Origin of the sequence: Paenibacillus massiliensis subsp. panacisoli DSM 21345, from assembly GCF_000426545.1 — a bacterium.
Classification (GTDB): Bacteria; Bacillota; Bacilli; order Paenibacillales; family Paenibacillaceae; genus Paenibacillus; species Paenibacillus panacisoli.
In genome coordinates, this window is sequence record NZ_AUFO01000036.1 from 31,752 (window position 1) to 55,384 (window position 23,633).

Annotated in this window: 17 protein-coding genes; 3 read left to right on the forward strand and 14 right to left on the reverse strand. The window is 44.0% G+C overall.

The features are described from left to right. Positions 1-97: 97 nt before the first annotated feature. From K331_RS0121330 to K331_RS0121395, 14 genes are all read right to left on the reverse strand, one after another. Positions 98-985, reverse strand: a complete 888-nt coding sequence (locus K331_RS0121330) for a 3-hydroxyacyl-CoA dehydrogenase family protein (RefSeq protein WP_226383663.1) — start codon at positions 983-985, stop codon at positions 98-100. 71 nt (positions 986-1,056) lie between these two features. Continuing rightward, a complete protein-coding gene (locus K331_RS0121335) occupies positions 1,057-1,305 on the reverse strand; it encodes an acyl carrier protein (protein WP_028591852.1) in 249 nt (82 codons plus the stop codon). A gap of 31 nt (positions 1,306-1,336) precedes the next feature. Next, the gene (locus tag K331_RS0121340; RefSeq protein ID WP_051289959.1) at positions 1,337-2,269 is read right to left on the reverse strand and encodes an ACP S-malonyltransferase; all 933 of its coding nucleotides are present in this window, start codon (positions 2,267-2,269) and stop codon (positions 1,337-1,339) included. Continuing rightward, a complete protein-coding gene (locus K331_RS0121345; protein WP_028591854.1) occupies positions 2,250-2,972 on the reverse strand; it encodes a thioesterase II family protein in 723 nt (240 codons plus the stop codon). Before K331_RS0121345 ends, K331_RS0121340 begins: the two co-directional genes overlap by 20 nt. A 45-nt stretch (positions 2,973-3,017) precedes the next feature. Further along, positions 3,018-8,834 (reverse strand): type I polyketide synthase, encoded by a 5,817-nt coding sequence (locus K331_RS0121350; RefSeq protein ID WP_028591855.1) that lies wholly within the window; start codon positions 8,832-8,834, stop codon positions 3,018-3,020. 103 nt (positions 8,835-8,937) lie between these two features. Beyond that, positions 8,938-11,262, reverse strand: coding sequence for an ABC transporter permease (locus K331_RS0121355; RefSeq protein WP_028591856.1), 2,325 nt, complete (start codon positions 11,260-11,262; stop codon positions 8,938-8,940). Positions 11,263-11,264: 2 nt separating this feature from the next. After that, complete coding sequence (locus tag K331_RS0121360; protein WP_028591857.1) at positions 11,265-11,969, reverse strand: ABC transporter ATP-binding protein; 705 nt, start codon at positions 11,967-11,969, stop codon at positions 11,265-11,267. A gap of 249 nt (positions 11,970-12,218) precedes the next feature. Beyond that, positions 12,219-13,271 carry a dihydrolipoamide acetyltransferase family protein gene (locus K331_RS0121365; protein ID WP_028591858.1) on the reverse strand — a complete coding sequence of 351 codons (1,053 nt, stop codon included), beginning with the start codon at positions 13,269-13,271 and terminating at the stop codon, positions 12,219-12,221. A gap of 5 nt (positions 13,272-13,276) precedes the next feature. Next, positions 13,277-14,269: an alpha-ketoacid dehydrogenase subunit beta gene (locus K331_RS0121370; protein ID WP_028591859.1), complete on the reverse strand. Its 993-nt coding sequence runs from the start codon at positions 14,267-14,269 to the stop codon at positions 13,277-13,279. A gap of 21 nt (positions 14,270-14,290) precedes the next feature. After that, positions 14,291-15,349: a pyruvate dehydrogenase (acetyl-transferring) E1 component subunit alpha gene (pdhA, locus tag K331_RS0121375; RefSeq protein WP_028591860.1), complete on the reverse strand. Its 1,059-nt coding sequence runs from the start codon at positions 15,347-15,349 to the stop codon at positions 14,291-14,293. Positions 15,350-15,409: 60 nt separating this feature from the next. Further along, entirely contained in the window at positions 15,410-16,621 is a 1,212-nt protein-coding gene (locus tag K331_RS31125) for a class-II aminoacyl-tRNA synthetase family protein (protein WP_051289960.1), read from the reverse strand. A 485-nt stretch (positions 16,622-17,106) separates the two neighbouring features. Next, the gene (locus K331_RS0121385; protein ID WP_028591861.1) at positions 17,107-17,904 is read right to left on the reverse strand and encodes a formate/nitrite transporter family protein; all 798 of its coding nucleotides are present in this window, start codon (positions 17,902-17,904) and stop codon (positions 17,107-17,109) included. Positions 17,905-18,220: 316 nt separating this feature from the next. Further along, the gene (gene fdhD / locus K331_RS0121390; protein WP_028591862.1) at positions 18,221-19,030 is read right to left on the reverse strand and encodes a formate dehydrogenase accessory sulfurtransferase FdhD; all 810 of its coding nucleotides are present in this window, start codon (positions 19,028-19,030) and stop codon (positions 18,221-18,223) included. 6 nt (positions 19,031-19,036) lie between these two features. Next, positions 19,037-19,384 carry a DUF2294 domain-containing protein gene (locus tag K331_RS0121395; protein WP_018884779.1) on the reverse strand — a complete coding sequence of 116 codons (348 nt, stop codon included), beginning with the start codon at positions 19,382-19,384 and terminating at the stop codon, positions 19,037-19,039. 320 nt (positions 19,385-19,704) lie between these two features. Between K331_RS0121395 and fdhF the strand changes: the two genes are divergently transcribed. From fdhF to K331_RS0121410, 3 genes are all read left to right on the forward strand, one after another. Further along, entirely contained in the window at positions 19,705-22,641 is a 2,937-nt protein-coding gene (fdhF, locus tag K331_RS0121400; RefSeq protein ID WP_028591863.1) for a formate dehydrogenase subunit alpha, read from the forward strand. A 24-nt stretch (positions 22,642-22,665) separates the two neighbouring features. After that, on the forward strand, positions 22,666-23,163 hold the full coding sequence (locus tag K331_RS0121405) for a DUF1641 domain-containing protein (RefSeq protein ID WP_028591864.1): 498 nt from the start codon (positions 22,666-22,668) through the stop codon (positions 23,161-23,163). Positions 23,164-23,353: 190 nt separating this feature from the next. Beyond that, the coding region (locus tag K331_RS0121410; protein ID WP_028591865.1) for a helix-turn-helix domain-containing protein at positions 23,354-23,633 on the forward strand (280 nt) is incomplete at its 3' end.

Sequence of the window (23,633 nt, forward strand, 5' to 3'; positions counted from 1 at the left end):
TTGGAGAGCTCATGCTCGTCACTCACTGGACACGATTCATTTGTCCAAGACCTATTCCTGTTATCATGCGGCTTTAAAATTAGACTATACTACCTCGTCATGCTTTCACTAGACTATGCTCGAAGCTTGGATAGGTGTAAAATCCTTGACCTGTTTTCCTTCCATGAGTCCCGGCTTCTACCATTTTGCGAAGGAGCGGACAGCAACGAAATTTGGAATCCTGGTAGCTTTCGTATAGAACGTCTAGCGAATGTACAACGGTATCCAGACCTATTAGGTCAGCCGTCTCAAGTGGTCCCATTTTGTGACCAAAGCACTTTTTGAATATATCGTCTACATCCTTTGGCTCCGCAACCTGATCCTGCACGACGAATGCCGCTTCATTCATCATCAGATGTGATATGCGGTTGGACACAAATCCTGGTAAGTCATTCACCACAATAGCCTCTTTCTTCAAGGTAGCGAGTAGCTCAACGGTTGCTTCAATCGTTGCCTCCGAGGTATGGTACCCTTTGATCACCTCTACCACGGGCTTCATTAATACTGGGTTCATATAATGTGAGCCAATGATTCTATCTGGTCTTTTGGTAAGAGAAGCAACTTTGGTAATCGAAATACATGAGGTATTAACGGCAAAGATACAATGCTCAGGGCAGATCCGATCAAGCGTCAAGTACACGTCCTTCTTGATCTCCCATTTCTCCGTTACATTTTCAATGACATAGTCCGCATTCTGTAATAAGTCATAATTATCGGTGAAGCATATCCGGTTCAGAATCGTATCCGGCTTCTCTGCCTTGAAATCCTTGTTGTACAAGCTTTGAAAACGAATGTTGCCGGCAACTCGCTCTTTGGCTTGTTCCAGAATCTCCGTTGAGATATCAATGAGTATTACGTCATATCCTGCTAATGCAAAGTTATGAGCGATGCCCGTTCCCATAACACCCGCGCCTATAACTCCAATTACCTTCATGTTGATATCCATTCCTTTCGCTCCTCCAAGGCAGAAATCAAGCATATCCTCTCTGGCCTCAAGTGATTTGTATGTTGCTTGAATTAGTGACCTAGTACACTGCTTTTATTTGCTACGAGAGCGGAAATAGCATCAATGGATTTGAAATTGTTCAGATCCAAATCATCATTATCAATTTCAATCCCGAACTCTTTTTCAATGAATACAACCAACTGCATGGCAAAGAGAGAATCAACATCTCCTATAGCGAAAATATCATCATGATCTTCAATATCCTGGCTTTTAATAAATTGGCTTAACATTTCTCTGATTCGGCTTTTAATCTGTTCCATGGGTAAGCACCTCAATATATTAGTATTTTTATTACAACGCTTTTTCCAGTCGCTGAAATTTCTTGTAGGTCAAAAACTCGTTATCCAGATTGATAATCCTTGATATTTTGGTAAGAGAATCATCCAGACTAACTTCAACAAAGCTATCTATTTCCGACTCTCCTAATTTTAGAATGGAGGCATTCCAATTCATGGGACTTGCCATGTTTTTGATAAGCTCATTCTTTAGATCAGGTGCACTTTGGATGAAGGTCTGGGTAAACACAGATAGTATCGGCACTTCAGCCTCACGAATGGGAATCGTCTCAACAAGATCAACGAACATATTTATGCCTCTAGCTGCGTAAGGAGAATGAAACGCATAAGGTGTATTTATCAATGAAGCTTTTATGGCACCTTCTTCCTCAGCTCTCTTCAGCACCTGATGGATGCTATCCTTGATCCCCGACACAACCAGACATGTATCATTATTCTCACTTGCAATGAACACCTCATTCTCTGCCTTACAATCAACGATAAGCTGGTACACCTCCTTATACGTCTGCCCTACGATAACCCCCATTCCATAGGAATCCGAGCTGTCCTTGGGGTATTCATATATCGTCTGAAGCATTCGTAGGCCATCAGCAAAAGAGATAGATTTCGCGCAAGCCATGGCTGTGATTAGGCCCATGCTGTACCCTAGCATCACTGCAGGCCTCACCCCGGAATCAATAAATTGTTGATAGATGATATAGTCACACGTATAGATGGCGATCCAATCATAGAACATGCTGTCACATTCCATATCCTGATGCTTCATTAGGTAGCCGTACAGGTCTACTCCAATCTCCTCAAGTACAATGGAAGCGTAGCGCTTCAGGCTTTGAAGCTGCACATTATCGAATCTATCCAATAGATCCTGGTATTGGGGACCTACGCCTTGAAAAAGAAAGGCTCGCTGCTTATTCATTAGCAAGTTCATAATCAACCTCATTCGGCAATAATTCGCCTTCAATGATATTCATAATCTTGTCAGTATGATCATTAATAAAAAAATGACCTCCCAAAAAATAATAAAGCTTGCTTCTTTTCTCACATAAATCATCCCACATTATCTCTTGTGGACCATCAATCGTATCGTCTATGCCATGCAAAACGGAAATACCACATTCTATATTTTTGGCCTTCTTCTGAAAATCATAGTTTTCCATCATTCTGATGTCATTCTTGATCACTGGCAAATAGAACTCCATCAATTCTTTGCTCTGAGTTAGCTCTTCTTGAATGCCACCAAGAGCAATGAGCCTTTCAATAAATTCATCATCAGGCATATGGGAGGTAATATGCATGTTGTCCTTCACAATAGGGGACTGACGTCCTGAGAAAAAAATATGCTGTGGCTTCCGCTGCCCTTCGTCGATAACCTTGTAATACAGCTCGTAAGCCAGAAGGGTCCCCATGCTGTGTCCATATAATGCATACTCTTCCTTCTCGATGCTGTCTTTTATCAGTTCATAGATATCATCAACGGCTTCCGTAATATCACGATAAAAGCCCTGACCGAACCTTTCCCCCCTCCCCTTTAATTCGATACCCTCCACCTCTAAGGATTGGTTAGCAAGTCTACCCCAATGTGAGTATGCACGCTTGGATCCACCTGCAAATGGTAAACAAAATAATTTCATGGTATCGCTTCCTCCGAAGTACGACATAGCAAGTAAAGCTTGTCTTTAGTTAATTAAAGAGTTGATCTCAGACAAGATGTCATCTACTGATGGTTCGTCACTAGCCGACGGAACAGCTTCCTTCTGCTGCTGTAAGCTCTCGACCTCTGTTAACAAATAGCTATTCAGTTTTCTTAAGGATGGGTAATTGAAAAATATCGAAATATCGACCTGCAAATCCAGCAGATTCTTTATCTGGTTTCTCAAAGAGAAGATCATCAAAGAATCTACCCCTTGCTCCGCAAAAGGGGTATCTACAGACAATTGATTTACATCCTCAAATCCGATAATTTTAGCCGCTGAAGTGTGCAATAGGCTTAATAAATACTCGCTTCTTTCTGATGGACCTAAAGCATGCAGGCTGGCGACAACATTTTGCCTGGAATCCTGATTGTCTTTTGCCCCACTAGCCGTATGGCTGTTCATGATGAAATTTGTTAGGAATGCGGTAACTTCATCCACACCCGTTTTTTGGCTAAATAGCTCCCAATCTGCATCAGCAACTACAATCGAAGCCAGATCCTTCAGGAATACCTTGTCGATCATTTTCCTGCCAAGTTCTTTGGACATTCCATATATGCCCTTGTTCCCAATGTTCTTCAAAATGTCACTACTGCTCGTTGCCATCCCGGCTTCCTCCCAAGGTCCCCAGCATATCGACAATGCAGGTAATCCTAGGCTCCTTCTGTATTCTGCAAAAATGTTCATAAAATAATTAGCCGCAGCATAGTTGGCTTGGCCCATATTCCCTACAATGGAAGAGATAGATGACATCATAATGAAGAAGTCCAGATCCTCTTCCTTTAATGCATGATGTAAATGATAGGTACCCGCTACCTTAGCTTTGAATACGTTCTCAAAGCTTTCCCAGGTCTGATCTCTGATCATCTTGTCATCAATAATTCCAGCAGCATGAACGACTCCTCTAATCGTCATGTTGTTCTGTCTCAGCTGTTGTACTACAGCAATTACGTCTGCTTCATTGCTCACATCTGCTTTTTCAAGCATGACCTGAACACCGTTTTCTTTCCAAGAGTCCATCACTTCAAGCATGGTAGCCGAGGCTTGATTTCTACTTAATAGGACGATATTGCGAGCGCCCTTCTGAATCAAATACTCCGCGTAGATCTGACCTATCGATCCAGTTCCACCCGTGATCAGGTATACGGCCTTATCATCAGCTCGAAGCGTGAGTTCCTCTTGCTGAGCCAGGCTTCTTCCACCTCTAATCAACCTAGGAATGTACCTTTTATGGGGATTTCTGAGCACGACCTGCTTGTCAGCACCATGGAGAATTTCACTGATGATCTCATCAATATGGTTCTCTAACATAGGAATATCTGAATCAATAATGCCATTCCAGAGCCCGGTATGCTCAAGTCGAATAACCTCGCTAAATCCCCATAATGGTGCTTGATACACGGAGGTAGGTGTACCATCTGACTGATGCACATTATTGGTTATTACTTGTATCCCCATGACCTGCGTGTAATTCAGTTCCGTAATGGATTGTACGATATGCAATAGGCCACTGCAGTCCTCTTGGACCCTTCGCAACAACTCATCTGCATCAAGATTAGTCAGCCTAGTCTCATTGATTGTGCTTAGATAGATGAGTCTATATTTTTCTTGTTGATATTGATCTGCGATATGTTCCAGAAGGTTTTTAACCTCGTGCTTATTCGTGTACGATACAAAAAATACATCATTCTCATGCTCTACATACTTGTCCCCTTGAATAACCCGAACAGCAGACATGCCCCTGCTATTGAATTGTTCAAAGAAACGATCAACGACATCTGGTTCATTTCCGAATAATACTATCTTTTCATTCGAATCCACTTCTAGTTTTCTTGCCGTTCTTGCTTGTTCCATCCACTTCACATCGTAGATCATACGATCACCACTACTATTCAATTCCTTGAGCAGTGTGTCGCGCTCCGTGATCTTGGCCATGATTCGTTCAATTTCAAAGACGATTTCCCCCTTTTCGTTGTACACATCAATATCGCCTACAACGCCAGATTGCTGCGAATCGTCTACTTTAATATGACACCAGAAACTCTCAGCTTCCCTGTAGTAGTATTTAATTTTGCCTAAAGAAATAGGAATGGCTGTCTTTAAGGCATAATCTTCACTTTGCGAATTCATTCTCATACTTAATTCGGAAATGAAGAATACGGATTGAAAAATCGAGTCGATTGTGCCTGCATACACGATATAATCTTGACCATTCGGAATGTCTTTTTTGGGATCAATATAACAAAGCCCTTCAGCTTCACCCTTCCACACCTGCGAAATTCTCGTAAAACCCTCACCTAATTTGAATCCGAATTTCCTCATCACATCATAAGCATTAACCCCTGAGTTCACTTCAGGGTACTGGGCCTTTAATTCAGTAATAGATACCCGCTTCTCATGTCCCCGCTCCTGGGACATCACAATATTTCCCTGACAATGCTTCATCCAATTCTCGTGTTCTGACTGCTTATCTGTGCTGACCAGCTCAAATTTCATTTGCTCCAGATCGGTATCTTCAATTGAGAATTGCACTATCCGTTTTTCTTCTTGGACAGCTGTTAAGGGCGCATGAAACTCCACATTCGAAATGGTGCAGCTCACTGGATCTCGGAAATCCTTTGCAATCGAGATCAGCATGGACATATGAGCAGCAGCAGGTGCTATTGCGGTATCGAAAATAATATGTTCCTGCATAAAATATGGGTTTTCCATCGTATATTCGCTTTGATAAAGAACTCCATTTTTTAAGTAAGGCGTTCTAATTCTCTGCCCAATAAGCGGATGATGATCCGGAACTGCACTGCTCGTTCTACTGGCTTCATGAGAGCACACGGGCTGCATCCAGTAGGATTCCTTATCAAATACATACGTAGGTAATGCTACCCGATTGAAGCTATGGTCAAAGCTTGTCGCAAGACCCTCCCATTGGACATCTACACCATGGCAATACAGTTCCCCTAGGCAGTATGTGATTTGTTCCCAAGCATTTTTCCTCATATCCAATGAGTTCAACAATAGCCGATCCTCATTAAGGGTCAGTCTGCCAAGCGTACACAGCATTTTGTTGGAACCAATTTCGAGGAATATGGTATTGGGTGTATCCTTCAATTGAGACATCGCATGGTAGAAATCAACTTTATCCTTGATATGATTGGTCCAATACTCCGCATCTAATATGTCTTCTTCGTCCATTACTCTTCCGAGGGTAGCGGATATATAGGTGAGCTTACTTTTATTAAATTTCACTTCATCAGCAACGTGTCTAAATTGCTCCAGGATCGGAGTCATAAGGTGAGAATGGAATGCATGAGACACTTGCAATCTATTTACATTTAATTTTCTCTGCATGGCTTCTGTCGTTACTTCCTCAACAGCATCCACATCACCAGAGATCACGATATTTTCTTCCGCATTATGCAGAGCAATAGAGAGCTTACCTTTATAATCTTGCAACAATGCTTCCACGGTAGCTTGATTCGCAAAAATAGCGGCCATAGCCCCGCGCCCCGGAGCTGAATCCATGAATTGGCCACGCACCGCGACCAGCTTTACCGCATCCGCAAGACTCAATATGTCAGCGGCAACGGCTGCTGCGTATTCTCCCAGACTATGACCAAGCACAACTTCAGGTGTAACCCCTATGCTTTCCCAAAATTTCAGCAAGGCATACTCGATGGAAAATATAAGTGGCTGGGCATAGAGAGTCTTCTCAATATCTCCGCTAGAATAGTTGCCACTATAGAGCATCTCCACTAACGATTGATTTATAAACGGATAAAATAATTGATCGCATTCGTCCAAGGCGAACTTAAACGGAGGATTGGATTGGTACAATTCCTTGCCCATATTCAAGTACTGCGAACCTTGGCCTGTGAACAGAAATACGAGCTTTATATCCTGTTTCATCTCAAGTTGTTCATTCTGCCTTGTGGAGATCCCATCCTTGCTGTTCGTATCCAAATATGCCCGAAGCCTGTTCATTATTTCTTCTCGACTTTTACCAGATACCGTAAACCGATGAGCAAAATCAACCTTACCCTGGTTGTTACTATATGCGTAATCTTTGAGTGCAATATGCGGGTTACGCTGTAAATATGCAAGATTGCTTTTTATGTTTTCATATAATGCATGTTCACTTTTAGCTGATATTTTGATGATAGAGATCGGCTCTGCATCGTTAGTATGCTGCTGCTCTATTCGGGGTGGTTCCTCCAAAATGATATGGGCGTTGGAACCCCCAAAGCCAAAACCGTTTATTCCGACCCTTCTTAAGCTTCCTTCGTTCTTCCAGACTTTGTGTTCCGATATGACGGAGATCGGTGATTTCTCCCAAGGGATATGTGGATTAGGCTCGTTAAAGTTGAGATTTGCAGGAATCATCTCGTTCTTGAACGTTAGTAGCACCTTTATAATGCTAGCTATACCTGCCGCCGCCTCCAAATGCCCAATGTTGGATTTAACAGAGCCAATCTGAAGGGGGTTATTCATAGTTCTATCTTTGGCATAGGTATTCACAACAGCCTTTACCTCTATCGGATCGCCCAATTTTGTACCTGTGCCATGCATCTCCAAATATTCAATATCAGAATGCTGTAACCCAGCATCTTTTAGCGCCTTTCGAATTACTTTTTCCTGAGCTTGGCCATTGGGAGCTGTTAATCCATTGCTCTTTCCGTCCTGGTTGATCGCTGTACCTTTTACAATCCCAATGATATTGTCTTTATCCTTCTCGGCATCACTTAGACGCCTTAAAATCAGTACTCCGCCACCTTCTCCCCGTCCATAACCATTTGCTGCAGCATCAAAGCTTTTGCTCTGCCCGTCAATAGAAATAGCCTCTAGCTTGGAGAAGCACACATGAACGGCTGGCGAAATCATCAAATTCACAGCACCAACAACTGCGGTATCCACCTCACCGGATTTAATCGCTTGACAGGCCAAGTGAAGTGCAGTGAGTGAGGAAGAGCATGCCGTATCCACACAAAACGATGGTCCTTCAAAGCCGAATGTGTACGATATCCTCCCGCAGGCAGTACTAAAAGTTGTCCCCGTAAGGGAATAAGCATCTATTTTACTCAAATCCCCTGATTTGTAATGAGCAAATGAATATTCCTCTCCTGCTATACCGATGTATACACCCGTATTGCTTCCATAATATTGAGCAATATTGATGCCACCATGCTCAAAGGCCTCCCACGTCAACTCAAGGAGTAATCGCTGCTGGGGGTCCAATGCTTTTGCCTCTTTGGGCGATATATTAAAAAACTTCTGATCAAATTGATCAATCGGTACATTTAGAAAGCCACCTTTTCTTGAATACATCTTTCCAGGCTCTTCTTTATCCGGGCTGTAATAGCTATCCACATCCCACCGATTCTCAGGCATCTCACAAATGCCATTAATCCCTTTGATTAAGACATCCCAATATTCCTCTGGGCTGTTGGCTCCTCCAGGAAAGCGGCAGCTCATCCCTACGATCGCAACATCCTCCTTGGATCGAGAAGCTTTGTTGTCTTGGGCCGGGTCAGCACTCTCTGTGCCTAAGTCTACTGGGTGTAGGATGTTATAGACATAATCCGCATATAGGTTGATGTTGGAATTCTCAAATATAGATGCAACTTCAATATCAATTCCGAATTGCTTCGATACCTTCTTCGTAAATAGAGGGATATCAACAGATACCAGACCCAGGCTGATGAATGGTTCGGTATAATCCACAACCTTTTCGTCCAAAATATCTTCCACTAAATCTGCCAAATATCCAATAATCTCACGCTTTGTAAAAGATTTCTCTGAACTCATTGTCTCATCTCCTTAAGGGTTCCTTTCTTAGAACCAGAACAAAGAAGCTTCCAGCACCACAACGGGTGGGAAGCTTCTTAAATATTGGGTTGTTACTATTCCACTATTCTATGCTCTTCAAGGATTCAATCATATTGATCTGCGACACTTTTCTTCGAAGTAACAAGTTGGACAAAATCGTGAGCACAAATGCAAGGCACACCGATATGAGCAAGACAAGCAGACTTAATTGGTTAGGAATCTGCTGGTGTGTACTGGATAAGCCTCTGACAACCAGATCGTACATGTACCCACTTATAGGCAGTGCTACCACAATCGCAAAACTGGTCAGGATGATATTTTCGAAAAATATAAGCCGATGTATTTTATGTTTTGGATAGCCTAACACCTTTAAAGTAGCCAGCTCACGATTTCTTTCATAAATATTGATAGAGGATATCGTGTACATCGCTCCAAAGGATAGAACTACAGCACTGATGATAAACATAATAAAGATAAAACTATTTTGCTTCATAATATACTCTGCCGATTGCCTTAAATCATTCTTATCCGAGATCATATCCACCTGCTGTACTTGCTCGAAGAAGTTGCGTACGGTTGTAAGCTCTGTCCCACTACCTGCCTCTACCAATAACGACGTTGGCGAATAATCAATGCCGAAGCTACCTAGATAAGCTGGTGTACAGTAGAATGAAGGATTCGAGTACTGAGTAGAAATTTGCAAGACTTCCATATCGACCGTTTTATTAGATAATTCTGGCGTGGTGAACTTGATCTGAATGGTATCACCTTCTGCAATGCGGTACTTATCTGCATACGATTTGGGTACCAGTACCCCATTGTCTTGCAGTGCCAGCTCATTACCATGATCGTCGAAGAAATGAATAAGATGGTTATCCTTCTCAGTAACTACTAACGTCGCATTCTCGTTACGATTTCCTTGAATGAGCTCCACTGGGAAGGCTGACAAATCATAGCTACTCTTAATACCTTCAGGTAGTTGTAGCATCTCTGGTGAATTTCCTCTGGTGTAGTCAATCTTTAAATCATAGGTGTTTACCACTTCAATCTGATCAGCTACTTGCTGTAAAGCCATTTGAGTACCAAAAGCCGTGATTAACAAAACTGTGCTTACGACAACTCCAGCGGAGCTCGCCAAAGCTTTCCCTTTGTTGAGAAATATATTTCTCAGAATGAGCTTGTAGCTGTAAGGGATGTTTTGCCAGGCTCCCGGAAGCCTTTCGATAAGCAGCCTTTTCATCTTCTTAGGCGGCTTTGGACGCATCGCCTGTGCCGCGCGTTCCCGCAAGACAGCTCTACCACTTAAGTAACAGGACAGGATTCCAAATGCACTTGAAAAAAGAATGGGTGGAATCACGGAAGTTAAGGATAAGGAGAAGGCAATATCAGGTAGCGAGTAAGCTCTCGCATTCGATGCTCTCACTAATGGAATGAATATACTGGCAGCCGCAATACAGCCGAGTATCGAACCTATAATTCCCACTAATACTGGATAGCCCATATAATGCAGCATAATACTCTTGTTCTTTACACCCAGTGCCTTCATGATCCCGACTTGATTCCGTTGCGAATCAATGATCCGTGACATGGTAAGGAATAGAATAATAGCTTCGATGATAAAGAGAACGAGCGGTATTACTTTGCTCATCAGCTTATTATTGTGAATGGTTTGTTGTAACTGAGAATAGCTGAATGACCGTTCCTTGCTAACTTGACTTAGATAAGGGAGTCCCTTGGACTGCTCTTCAATTGTTCTACCTAATTGATCAATATCGTATCCGTCCTTGGCATCAATCAATATCTCATTATAGTACGAGCTGCCTGCTATGAGAGGCAAGGCTGCTTCAGACACGTACGCAAATCCTGAGGTTTTATGATCCTGTATTTCATTTTTCTTGGCATATTCCACATTCTCGCCCAAAGCACTGATTATGAACAACTCATTTTTGTTATTCACACTTAACTGGATCTGATCGCCAACTTGATACTGATGCTCTTGAGCGTAATGGGAATCCAGCAAGATTTCATTCGCTTGGTTCGGAATTTGGCCTTCAATGATTGTAGGTGTATTGATTTGATTATGCTCAGGAATCGAATACAGCTTTACAGTTGCCTTCGTGTCCTCTAGCACCTGTGTTGCATCCAAGGTATAACGTCCTTCGATTTTGTTTACACCCTGGACTTCACTCATGCTTGCCACAGCCTGCTTGGAAATGCGTTCATAGTAGACATTTAAATCACTTAAGTTATGCTCCTCAAAGTAAGCCTTCGTATAATCACTAAGATCATCACTTAACGTGACCAAGCCTGCATAAAAAAAAGCGCCCACCGCAATAACCAGCACAAATGCAATAAATTGCCCGATGGATTGCCTGATATCACGAATCAATTTTATGAATAGCTTCATCATTACCACTCGATTCCTTCAACGTTCTGCCTGTTAGGATTCATTGTCACGCTTTCAATCTTTCCGCTCTTCACCTTAATAATTTTATCTGCCATGGGCGCGATCGCTGAGTTATGTGTGACCAGTACAACGCATTTCTGCGTTTCTTTGTTCAGGTCTTGAAGAAGTTTTAGGACGGATTTCCCCGTAACATAATCCAAGGCGCCGGTTGGTTCATCGCACAGAAGAAGCAACGGATTTTTGGCAACCGCTCGCGCGATCGCTACGCGCTGTTGTTCACCACCAGAAAGTTGGGAAGGGAAGTTCATCATACGATCCTTTAGCCCCACTTTGTATAGGATGTCTTTAGCATCCAGATGATCTTTGCATACCTCCGTGGCAAACTCAACATTTTCTAGCGCATTCAGGTTCGGAATTAAGTTGTAAAACTGAAATACAAAACCAACCTTCTCAGCGCGATATTCCGTTAGTCTTTTCTCGTTGAATCCCGTAATATCCTGGTCACCAACCCACACTTGTCCAGCCGTGGCTGTATCCATACCGCCTAGAATATTCAGAATTGTGCTTTTACCTGCACCACTAGCACCCAAGACTACAACGAATTCTCCCTCCATGATTGAGAAATCTACGCCAGCAAGTGCCTTAATTGTCACCTCTCCTATGGAATATTCTTTCGTCACAGCTTTGAATTCGATAAGCTTTTTCACTTCGTACATCTCCTCGTAATGCTTTTATGAACCTGGTTTGACTCGATTTCCAATGGTAAGGAGATGGATAAGTCAAACTATGCTAAGGGAATTTCTTTGACAGAGCTACGTGAACAATACCTCTCTGTTACCACTTTAACTTATAATTGATTTGTTGGGAATATCATCTAGTTTTTGTTCAATCATATCATACTTATTTGAGACGTACAGAGTTTAGAATTGAATTTCTTAGCCATTTTGTGAAATATGTTAATTCAGATAATCCTCATATCCACTTTCCAGATGAGCCTTGAAGGTGTTCAAAAAACGCAGTCCATCTGCACCATCAAAGAAACGATGGTCGAAGGTTAACGTGATCGGGAGCATTTTTCTAACTACAAGCTCATCGTTCTCGGTCACAACCACTTTTTTATCTGCACGGTAAAAGGCAATGATAGCCACCTGTGGATAGAAAATAATAGGAGTGGCAAATCCGCCTCCTATGGCTCCCACATTGCTTATAGTAATCGTTCCCTTTTGAGAATCTGCAAGCAACATAGTTCTGGATCTGGCTCTCTCCACGAGTGCATTAATCTCCTGGGCCAATACATCAACTGACTTCCCATTAACCTGATGTATGCTTGGAATAACAACGCCATCCACAGTATCCACCGCTATTCCGATATTGTGTTCTGAGAACAGTTTCAATGAGCCATTGAACTCATTTGCGTTGAACATAGGATGCTGATGAAGGGTCTGGGACAATGCCTTTGCGAATATAGGTGTCAATGTTAAGTCTAGTCCCTTATCTCGTTGTAATCGTTCCTTATAATTCAGCAGATTTGTTATATCTGCTTCAGCATAAGCCGTTACATGAGGGATGGTTTGCACGGATTTTGTTACGATTCGCGCTATCTCTTTACGAGTGGATGTCATCTTCACAATCGTCTCGTCGCTGGAATCCTCTAAGGCTGCACTAGGGTATGTACCTAGATTGATACCGAAGTCATTCCATGACTGCTGCTCGGCCTGACCCAGATCCATATTTAACCATTCGTTATTCATCACGTCCGGGGTTCCCCTACTGTCCTGATCAATAACCAAGATGACGTTGTCGACAGTGACGACATCACCCGGCTTGTAGGGGAGCCTGTCGATTACTCCTGCTACTGGTGAAGGCAACACGGTCGTTATCTTATCTGTCTGAACTTCAACAAGCGGTTGGTCTTCAGCAACCTGCTCTCCTTCTTTGACCATATAGGCAACGATATATCCTTCATACAATCCTTCTCCAAGCTCAGGAAACAAAAATTCATATTTCATATATCTCACCTCTTCAAGGAAACTAACATTTGATCTATTTCGTGAACAATTCGATCTGTAGAAGGCAAATAGTAGTCTTCAATGGAGAATTGGGGAATAGGTACATCAAAACCTGTAATTCGCTTTACCGGAGATTTCAATTCACTGAACATACGCTCCTGAATCACAGCAACTAGCTCCGCCCCTACACCGCCTGTCAATGCAGCTTCATGTACAATCACAGCCCGCTGCGTTTTTCTTACAGATGCCTCTATCGTCTCCATGTCAAATGGATATAGCGTACGAAGATCTAGGACCTCAACATGAACACCTTGAGACTTCTCAAGCTGCTCCGCCGCCTGCATCACGTTCCAGATCATGGCCCCCCAGGATATGACGGTGATATCTTGCCCTTCTCTTACGATACTCGCCTTACCCAGAGGAACTGTATATCTATGCTCGGGGACATGATTGCGCACACTGCGATATATTTTCATAGGCTCCAGAAAAATGACAGGATCACTACCTTCCGAAGCCGCAATAAGCAGACCCTTCGCATCATAGGGATTACTAGGTATCACAACTTGTAGTCCTGGTGATTGAAATAACAGCGCTTCGATACTTTCCGAGTGCAGCTCAGGAGCACGAACTCCAGCCCCGTAAGGAGCTCTTATAATTAACGGCACCTCATATTTACCCTGAGTGCGCATTCTCAGCCTTGAAAGATGTGACAGAATTTGCTCTAAGGCAGGATAAATGAAGCCAAAAAATTCAATCTCAACGATAGGCTTAAGACCATTTAAGGCCATACCAATTGCGCAGCCTACAATGCCTGCTTCGGATAAAGGAGTATCCACTACACGTCGATCACCAAATTTGTTGTACAAATTCTCGGTAACACGAAACACACCACCGTTTATACCGATATCTTCTCCTAAGAGAAGCACCTGATCATCACTGGCCAATAACACATCCAAGGCTTCATTTAGTGCCTGAACAAGGTTCAATTCTCTCTCCATACTAAGTCTCCTCCGTAACATCTATTGGTGATGACTTTGCATAAATTCATTAAAGTTGTTCTCCTGCTCTTGGATATTCCACGGCTTGCTAGAGAGCACATGGTTAAACATATTTTGTGGATCAGGCTTTGGAATATTAAGTGCGAACTGAATCGCGTCACTTACCAAGCGTTCCGCTTCACTGCGGACTCTCTCTCGTACACCTTGCTCCAGTATTCCTTTCCTTTGCAGGTAGGCCTCTACTCGCAAAACAGGATCTCTCGGTTTCCATGCTTCGCTTTCCGCTAGGCTCCGATATCGGCTTGGGTCATCCGAAGTTGTGTGCGGACCATAACGATAGGTTACTGCTTCTATTAGACAAGGGCCCTTCCCATTTCTGGCAGCCTCCAAGGCGTTTTTAGTTGCTGCATACACAGCAAATATATCATTGCCATCCACCCGAACATTTTCCATACCATAGGCTATCGCTTTTTGGGCAATCGTTTCACTAGATGTCTGGCGTGATAAAGGTACACTAATTGCGTAGCCATTGTTTTGGCAGAAAAATACCACTGGGGCCTTGAATACTGAAGCCATGTTCAGCCCTTCATGGAAATCTCCTTCTGAGGTAGCACCATCGCCAAAGTAAGCAATGGAGCATGCATTCTCATGCTTATATTTGCTAGCCCATGCAGCCCCGGCTGCTTGAGGGATTTGTGTAGCTATAGGTACATAAGGAGGCAGGATATTCCTGTTGTCAGGTGGTATACATCCTTCAATTCTCCCCATCCAATACCAGATTATTTTCACCATCTCATAGCCGAATGTTAACATTGCGGCATGATCCCGATATGTAGGAAACATCCAATCCTGCTTCGAAAGAGCCATGGCACTTCCTACCTGACTCGCCTCCTGACCTTCAAAGGGAGCATATGTACCAATCTGACCCTTGCGCTGCATATTCACCAGTTTGCGATCAAACACTCGATTGATTACAAGAAGCTTGTACATTTCCATGGCCAATTTTTCGTTTATCAACATATTGTCATCCAGCAAAGTACCGTCGAGCTCTAATATTTGGAATAGACCCTGTTTTTCCATTTAATCCTCCATACATTAGATTTATAAGCAAGTTTTAATATTGGGGGCTGCTCACGGCGCTTATTCAGCGTGAATAGCTTCTGACTGTGCATTGGACAAGACCTTGGACCATTGTGCCTCATCTAGTCCATGCTGACTAATAAATGCGTAGACTAGTCTCTCGATGCCAAATCCAACGCAGCCTGTTGACATCCATTCCGTCTCACCACGTTTTATATTGAACTGCTCACCAAAAAAGTGATCATGAAAATTAAAAGAAGCTGCAGCAATGGTTCGATCAGGTCCAACCTTTAAGCGCAGCTCATATTTGAGTTCTTGCATTCTCTGATTAAATATTTTCGCTGCAGTATCTTCGCTGCAAAAGAAAGGATCACTAGCTACTTCACAGTGTCCCTCTAGCCCCAGCTTTTCGAAAAGAGAGAACGCTGCTTCCATAAATTTGTGGCGACTATCCAATACAAAATCCCTGGACCCCATAAAAACAATTTCTCGGATAGAAAAATCCCATAGTCTTTCCAGGGTCCGATGATATTTCGATTCATAGCGAAATGATTTTCCGATAGACGTTATAACACGATTGTGTGTCTCAGCATGTTGGGTGTTTTGGAACTGATAATATGTGTGGTAGCACATGGTGGGGGGTAAGCAGTAATCGACGTTTTGACAGTAGGGAAGTAAATAAGAGCCAATTCCATGATTGGACTTGTAGTCCTCTAGGAAATCACGATAGATATCAATATCATTATGCAGTCGTGTGACGAACATCAAGAAATGTGGGAATGACTTGAAATATCCGCATTTCTCGAGGGCTTTGGTAGAGATTAAGGTAGGATATCGGTATTCAGTAGCTCCAAAATGAGATATAGTCATATCTTTAATCATCTGATCCAAGCAATCCATTAAGTGGATTAACTTTTCCCCAAAGCAGACCTGACCCTCGCCCATTTCAAATACCATTTCTTGTTCCAGCATTTTATCAAAGAGCTCATCTTGAAATTGGGGCGCGTTATCACTTGATTTCCATACGACTCGTGGAGGTAATACTTTTTGAAGTGCAATTTCATTATCAATCACAGAGGTTATTTTAGTCTTAATTCCCTCTGGGTCCGTTCCTGGTTGCAGAGTAACTTCTACACCGTTAATTGTTGTTTCGCCTGTGATTAATTTAAAATGATGAATGTTCGAGGATATGAAAAAAATTCTCTTTTCTAATTCTTCAGTGTGTTTTATGGCCAAGGGCTTATCCAATAGAATAATATGAGTGTTTTCCATTGTTAGAAGCATTCCTTTCGTCTCACTGGAGTGGATAGTAGTTGGATAACTATATCAAAAAAAATGGATAAGGAATAAAAACTAGCAATCCCTCGTCCATTTTAAAAATGTAAAAAATATCCTTTTCAGCATTAAGACATAGCTTCGCCACGGATCTACTTTTTCTAAGATAGATCATTCAAATGAGACTATTTTCACCAAGAAAGATCAACGTGCCTAAACAACGATTAATCTTGTACGAAGTGATTATGTGCATCACAGAAGCTTTAAAGAAACACGGAAAATATCCGTTTTGGGCACTTGGCCTTTCAATTGGAGACTGCCATCAGACTTTTGTACAACACTCTAATCGCAAAAGGGCAGCCTGTTACTTCCCAATTATGGTGTACATTTGCCATTATATTCTCTCACGGATGAAATGTAAATATCTAGACGAAGAAAGCAAAATTGGAGTTTGGATGAGTCTTCCTTACTCTTCCAGACACTCAAGCCTCTCTGTTCATTACACTGGCAACCTCTCTCTTATTTCGATAGGCTCCAAAGTAAATAAGAGAGACAAATACCGCACCACCCACGATGTTTCCTAGCAACACTGGAACAAAATTTGAAAGATAATCTCCCCAGGTCAGGCTGCCTGCGAAGATGGCTGCCGGGATAACGAACATATTGGCCACCACGTGCTGGAAACCGATAGCCACGAACGCCATGACCGGGAACCAGACTCCTGCGAATTTCCCTAAGGAATCCTTACTGCCATTTGCGATCCAGATGGACAGACATACGAGCCAGTTACAGCCAATCGCCGAGATAAAAGATTCCATGAATCCATCCTTCACCTTCGCCTGAGCAATAGCCAGGGTCTTCGTCAGAAAGTCTCCTTCTGTGAGTCCCACGACATGTCCAAAGAAAAATGCGACAAAGATCGCACCCACGAAATTCATGATGAGCACAACAATCCAGTTGCGTAGTACATCATAAAGGCGGATTTTGCGTGCGAACCAGGCCATTGACATCGTCATCATATTGCCTGTCAACAGCTCACCTCCCGCTAGTATAATGAGCACCAGTCCTAACGGGAATACCGATGCACCAATGAATCCAGCGATGGAGCCCCATTCCTTAGGCGCGGTTCCAATGACTCTGATGTCGAGGAGAAATCCAAGTGAGATGAATGCTCCCCCTAGAAATCCAAGGAGAATCAAGGACAACCATGTGAGCTGTGCTTTTTTCACACCTGCCTCTGCGGTGAATTCCATAATTTGTTGTGGTGAATTATATCCCATGGCTGACCTCCAGATTATATATCATGAAAGCACAAATAACCCTCATGAAGTTATGCTCTGTTATAGACTCTCTTCAAGCTAGTCGTGGCACTTGAGGAATCTGGTAAGAGATGACTTCCATGCTGGTTAATTTCCCTACACAAACTATAGGGGAACCAAACAAGCTGGTTACCGGGTAGTTTAGAGTAAAGACAAGTCCTTGAATGTACTCCAAACGTAATGCATAAGTACGATGCGTTGTTCTTCTGCAAAATCAAGATTATTCCAGAATTCAGATTTTGTCAATAATGTGACATGTAATTCGCAAGAAATGTTCTTATATTTGCCTCTTTACATCTACAATTCTCTCAGGGTGCGTATACACATTGCAAGTATCATTACGAATGAAACCTACGGTCGTAATACCTAGCTGTTCTGCAAGTTCCAACGCCAGCGCTGTTGGCGCAGACTTGGAGAGGACAATCTCGCAGCCGATCTTCGATACCTTCATCAGGATCTCAGAAGATATCCGCCCACTGAATACAATCACCTTATCTTTGAGGGCTAGACCCTCTTTCAGACAATGACCATAGATTTTATCCAGAGCATTGTGACGTCCAATATCGCATCTAGCCAGCAATATCCCCTGTGAATCACACAAGGCTGCATTATGCACCCCACCGGTGCGGTGGAACAGATCCGTCTGTGCGAGCACCTCATGCATCAGCTTGAAGCACTCTTGGAAGGACAGCCTGATATGAACATCCTCCATACTTTTCGCTGTCCGCGCATCGTTGAAGAATACAAAACCAGGACGGCTCATGCCGCAACAAGAAGTAATGTAACGCTTGGTGTACATCTGCTGATGTAGGAGACTGAGGCGCTGAGTTCGAACATGAACAAAGCCGGCCTCCTCCTGTACCCATAACTCCTGAATATCTCTATAGTCCTTAATGATTCCTTCTGACGCTAAATATCCAACAGCCATGTCTTCTATATACTCCGGCGAGCATATCATTGTGGCCAGCTCCTCCCCATTCACTTTCACAGTGACGGGGTGCTCGGTCACAATCAGGTCATCCGCTGTAGCTACTTGGCCATGTTCATAACGAATGACACGCTGTGAACGCTGTAGTGGTAAACTCATCGCATCTCATCCCTGTTCAATATTTTTTTCAAAAAGAAATACAGACACGGCTACATCCTCATCCACTTTAATATCCGAGAATAAATGAATCAGCCTTGAGCCGCATAGCTCTTCCATCCCGTCTGGAACATGATTCTCATAGAGCTTCTTGATCATATGCGTCCTTGCGCTGTGCACCATCTGTACCCCTTCTGTGGTCTTGGCAATGAATTTCTCCGTTGGCGTAAAATTCCCGTACATCTTCGTAATTGCCATATTCTCCACAAATGTCGTGTGAATCCGCTCTGGACCCTTCCCAAAGGTATCTTTTCTAACTTTTCTCACAATCTCGTTAAAAGCAGCTTCTTTCTTCATGCAAATCCTCCAAAGATAAGAAATGAATAAATCCTATTTCATTGCAGAAGTGCCGATCCTCAAGATGCAGTCTTGTTTTTTTGTCATGTAGTAGTATAATCTAATTAGTCGTAAAATTGTCAAATATTTTAGGATTGATCCATTGGTAGGTCATTGCTAATGAATTACTCCACTTTAAATGTATGGTCCGAGGTATCGGATTTTACATTTGGGGTGGAGTTTTTTTATGGTCATTTTTGCGAAAAAGGAAATGGCATACAGTCAAGATTATGCATAAATACGCAAGACTCTGTGCCAAGAAATCGTAAAGGAGCATCTGTATGAACGAGCAAACGATCAAGGTCGTCGTGAATGGAGGCACCTATGAGGTGTCACGGGGCGCAAATGTCATCGACGTCATTAACTTTGCCAATATCGCCCATCCACAAATTTGCCATGTTCCCGAAGTTGATCCCATCCAGACCTGTGACACCTGTATCGTTGAGATTGACGGGCAGCTTAAGCGCGCTTGCTCCACCAAGGTCCAGGCAGGCATGAGCATTATCACCAATTCACCCTCGGCTAAGGCTGCACAGACCGAAGGCATGGATCGGCTGCTAGAAAATCACATGCTATATTGCACGGTATGTGACAACAACAATGGGAATTGCAAGTTGCACAACACCGTCGAGATGATGGAGGTTGAGCATCAGAAATATCCATATCGTCCCAAGGTAGCCCCCTCTGAGGTAGATATGTCGCACCCCTTCTATCGCTATGATCCAAATCAGTGCATTGCTTGTGGTCAATGCGTAGAAGTATGTCAGAACCTCCAAGTGAATGAGACCCTGTCCATCGACTGGGAGGCAGACATTCCACGAGTGATCTGGGACCAGGGCTCTTCCATCAATGATTCTTCCTGCGTGAGCTGTGGTCAATGCGTTACTATATGCCCATGCAACGCTCTAATGGAGAAGTCTATGCTGGGTGAGGCTGGATTCATGTCCGGCATAGGTGAAGAGCTGCTGAATCCGATGGTTGATCTGATTAAAGAAGTAGAACCTGGATACAGCGGTATATTCGCGATTTCCGAGATGGAAGCTGCCATGCGTGAGACCCGGACCCGCAAGACGAAGACCGTCTGTACCTTCTGCGGCGTAGGGTGCTCCTTCGAAGTCTGGACCAAGGGGCGCAATATCCTGAAAATCCAGCCTTCCCATGATGCCCCGGTGAACGCCATTTCCACCTGTGTGAAGGGTAAATTCGGCTGGGACTTTGTCAACAGTGACCAGCGCTTGACGACTCCACTCATTCGCCAAGGGGAAGAATTCGTAGAAGCTACCTGGGAGGAGGCCTTCTCCCTGATTGCTGATCGCATGGGTACGATCAAGAAAGATTATGGCTCTGACAAGATTGGATTTATCTCCTCCTCCAAGATTACGAATGAAGAGAATTATGTCATTCAGAAGCTGGCACGTCAGGTCTTCGGTACGAACAACATTGATAACTGCTCCCGGTACTGCCAATCCCCTGCTTCGGATGGCTTGATGTCCACGGTAGGAATCGGCGGGGATGCGGGAACGATTCAGGACATCTCTGCTGCAGGCTTGGTTATTCTGATCGGCTGTGCACCAGCGGAAGGACATCCCGTCCTGGCAACTCGCATTAAGCGAGCACATAAGCTACACGGGCAAAAGTTGATCGTTGCTGACTTGCGCAAGCATGAGATGGCAGAGCGCTCCGATCTGTTCATCCATCCAAAGCAAGGGACGGACTTCGTCTGGCTTACCGCAGTGACCAAATACATCATTGATCAAGGCTGGCATGACCTGAGCTTCATTGAGAATCACGTTAATTTCTTTGCAGACTATGAGTTGGTGCTAGAGCCATACACATTGGAATTCGCAGAGCAAGAGACCGGTATTTCCAGAGCAGAGCTGATCTCGATCGCCGAAATGATTCGTGATGCGGATGGAACTGCAATCTGCTGGGGCATGGGTGTCACTCAGAATATCGCTGGGTCGCATACCTCCGCAGCTATCTCCAACCTGCTGCTGACTACAGGGAACTATATGCGTTCAGGCGCCGGGGCCTATCCATTGCGAGGACATAACAATGTCCAGGGTGCGTGCGATATGGGGACGTTACCGCCATGGCTGCCTGGCTATCAGCACGTCTCCAATGACGAGGCACGAATGAGATTCGAGGCAGCTTACGGAACACCGATCTCTCCACTTCCAGGCAAAGACAATATCAAAATGCTAGATGACATTGAGCGTGGCGAAATGAAGGCGATGTATCTCGTAGGTGAGGACATGGCCTGGGTCGATTCCAATGCGAACCACGTTCATGAAGTACTGGAGAAGCTGGACTTCTTCGTCGTTCAGGATGTGTTCCTGTCTACGACCGCTCAGTTCGCAGATGTAATCCTACCAGCAGCACCTTCATTGGAGAAGGACGGTACCTTCACGAACACCGAGCGCCGGGTTCAAAGACTTTATCAAGCATTGGATTTGGTGGGCGACTCGAAGCCTGACTGGTGGATTACCACACAAATTGCCAAAGCCATGGGCTATGACTGGGGCTACACACATCCATCCGACATTTTTGCCGAAATGGCCAGCCTGACTCCATTCTTCTCCGGGTGTAGCTACGAGATGCTGGAAGGTTGGGGAAGCTTTATGTGGGGCTCGGATACGGGAGAGAGCACGCCGCTGCTCTACACAGATGGGTTCTATTTCCCAGACAAAAAGGCTCGCTTCTCACTGGTAGAGTACGTTCCACCTGTAGAGTATCCGAAGGAATACGATCTCGTCTTGAACAACGGGCGCCTACTAGAACATTTTCATGAAGGCAATCTGACCAAGAAATCGAAAGGGATCAATCAGAAATTCCCTGATGTATTCGTTGAAGTATCACCTGAGCTTGCCCATGAACGCGGCATCGAGAGCGGGTCTCTGGTTAGACTGGAATCACCATACGGGGCGATTAAGCTCAGTGCATTAGTCACAGACCGTGTTCGGGGCCATGAAGTGTATGTGCCCATGCACTCCAACAGCCATGAAAGTGCGGTCAACCTGCTAACGGGTACCGCGCTGGATGTACGCACCCGGACCCCTGCTTACAAACAGACCAAGGTGCGTATGCAGATTCTGAACGTGAAGGGCGTGAATCCTCTGCCTCCGACCAATCCACGCTACAAGAAGCGCAACCCGCAAGCAGGTGTTGAGGTAGAGCGGAAGTGGAACCGACCTGACTTCGTATCGTTGGTCAAATAGAATACCAGAGGAGGCCATTCAACTATGGCAAAACCCATCTCCATCGTCAAAAAACGCCTGCTGACAGAGGAAGAACTGCAGGAGAGGACGATTCTTCAACTGAAGCAGCAGCTCGCTGAGAGCAATGAGGCACTAGAGAAATCATTATCCATCTTAAATGAGCTCCATAAAAGCGGCATACTTGAGGCTGCCGAGTCCTTGCTGCAAGCAAGAGCCAATATCGCCGAGATTGCCCTCGGGCAAGTGTCACGCCCTGAGGTAACTAACCTGATCAATCACGGAATGGCAGCAGCTGGTGCACTGACCAGCCTCGATCCTGCTCATACCAAGAGTCTCATTGATGGGCTCAAGTCCGGGATTACCGAGGCACAGACGACCACTGCAGCCTCCAGCAAGACCAGTCTGTGGTCGATGTCAAAATCGCTTCGCGATCCCGACATTTTACGAGCGCTAAGCTTCGGGCTCAGCTTCCTCAAGGGGCTAGGACGCTCACTTAAAAATCCGAATTCGCCGCATAATTAGTCTCTGTCGGATTAAGCTAGATTTGATCCCCATCCATGGGTATTATAGAAATCCCCCTTTATCGCGTCTGAATTGCACCCCTTAGAATAGACATTGGAAAAACCCCCTGGTTAATCTGAATTGCACCCCTTAGAATAGACATTGGAAAAACCCCCTGGTTAATCCGATGAAATCTAAGGGGTGCATTTTTATGGCGATTAAAGGACAGAAGTTTAAATCATATACTGAAGAAGATAAGAAAGAGGCAATCCGACTACATGTGGAAGAGAAATGGACATACAGACAGATTACTGAACATCTTGGGATCCAGGATAAGGATAGAGTTAAGAAATGGATGCGTAAGTACAGAGAACTGGGTGAGTATGGACTACTGGATCAGCGAGGACGCCGAGAGGAATATATGGATCAGGATCGGTATGTTCAAAGGCTTAAACGGGAGAATGACATGTTAAAAAAGTGTTTGGAAATCT

Bases quoted from the DNA above. Each gene is read 5' to 3' on its own strand.
- pdhA (WP_028591860.1), bottom strand. From the start codon at position 15,349: ATGGAAAAACAGGGTCTATTCCAAATATTAGAGCTCGACGGTACTTTG.
- K331_RS31125 (WP_051289960.1), bottom strand. From the start codon at position 16,621: ATGGAAAACACTCATATTATTCTATTGGATAAGCCCTTGGCCATAAAA.
- K331_RS0121340 (WP_051289959.1), bottom strand. From the start codon at position 2,269: ATGAACTTGCTAATGAATAAGCAGCGAGCCTTTCTTTTTCAAGGCGTA.
- K331_RS0121385 (WP_028591861.1), bottom strand. From the start codon at position 17,904: ATGGGATATAATTCACCACAACAAATTATGGAATTCACCGCAGAGGCA.
- K331_RS0121365 (WP_028591858.1), bottom strand. From the start codon at position 13,271: ATGAAATATGAATTTTTGTTTCCTGAGCTTGGAGAAGGATTGTATGAA.
- K331_RS0121355 (WP_028591856.1), bottom strand. From the start codon at position 11,262: ATGAAGCTATTCATAAAATTGATTCGTGATATCAGGCAATCCATCGGG.
- K331_RS0121335 (WP_028591852.1), bottom strand. From the start codon at position 1,305: ATGGAACAGATTAAAAGCCGAATCAGAGAAATGTTAAGCCAATTTATT.
- K331_RS0121330 (WP_226383663.1), bottom strand. From the start codon at position 985: ATGGATATCAACATGAAGGTAATTGGAGTTATAGGCGCGGGTGTTATG.
- K331_RS0121395 (WP_018884779.1), bottom strand. From the start codon at position 19,384: ATGAAGAAAGAAGCTGCTTTTAACGAGATTGTGAGAAAAGTTAGAAAA.
- fdhD (WP_028591862.1), bottom strand. From the start codon at position 19,030: ATGAGTTTACCACTACAGCGTTCACAGCGTGTCATTCGTTATGAACAT.
- K331_RS0121370 (WP_028591859.1), bottom strand. From the start codon at position 14,269: ATGGAGAGAGAATTGAACCTTGTTCAGGCACTAAATGAAGCCTTGGAT.
- K331_RS0121405 (WP_028591864.1), top strand. From the start codon at position 22,666: ATGGCAAAACCCATCTCCATCGTCAAAAAACGCCTGCTGACAGAGGAA.
- fdhF (WP_028591863.1), top strand. From the start codon at position 19,705: ATGAACGAGCAAACGATCAAGGTCGTCGTGAATGGAGGCACCTATGAG.
- K331_RS0121345 (WP_028591854.1), bottom strand. From the start codon at position 2,972: ATGAAATTATTTTGTTTACCATTTGCAGGTGGATCCAAGCGTGCATAC.
- K331_RS0121350 (WP_028591855.1), bottom strand. From the start codon at position 8,834: ATGAGTTCAGAGAAATCTTTTACAAAGCGTGAGATTATTGGATATTTG.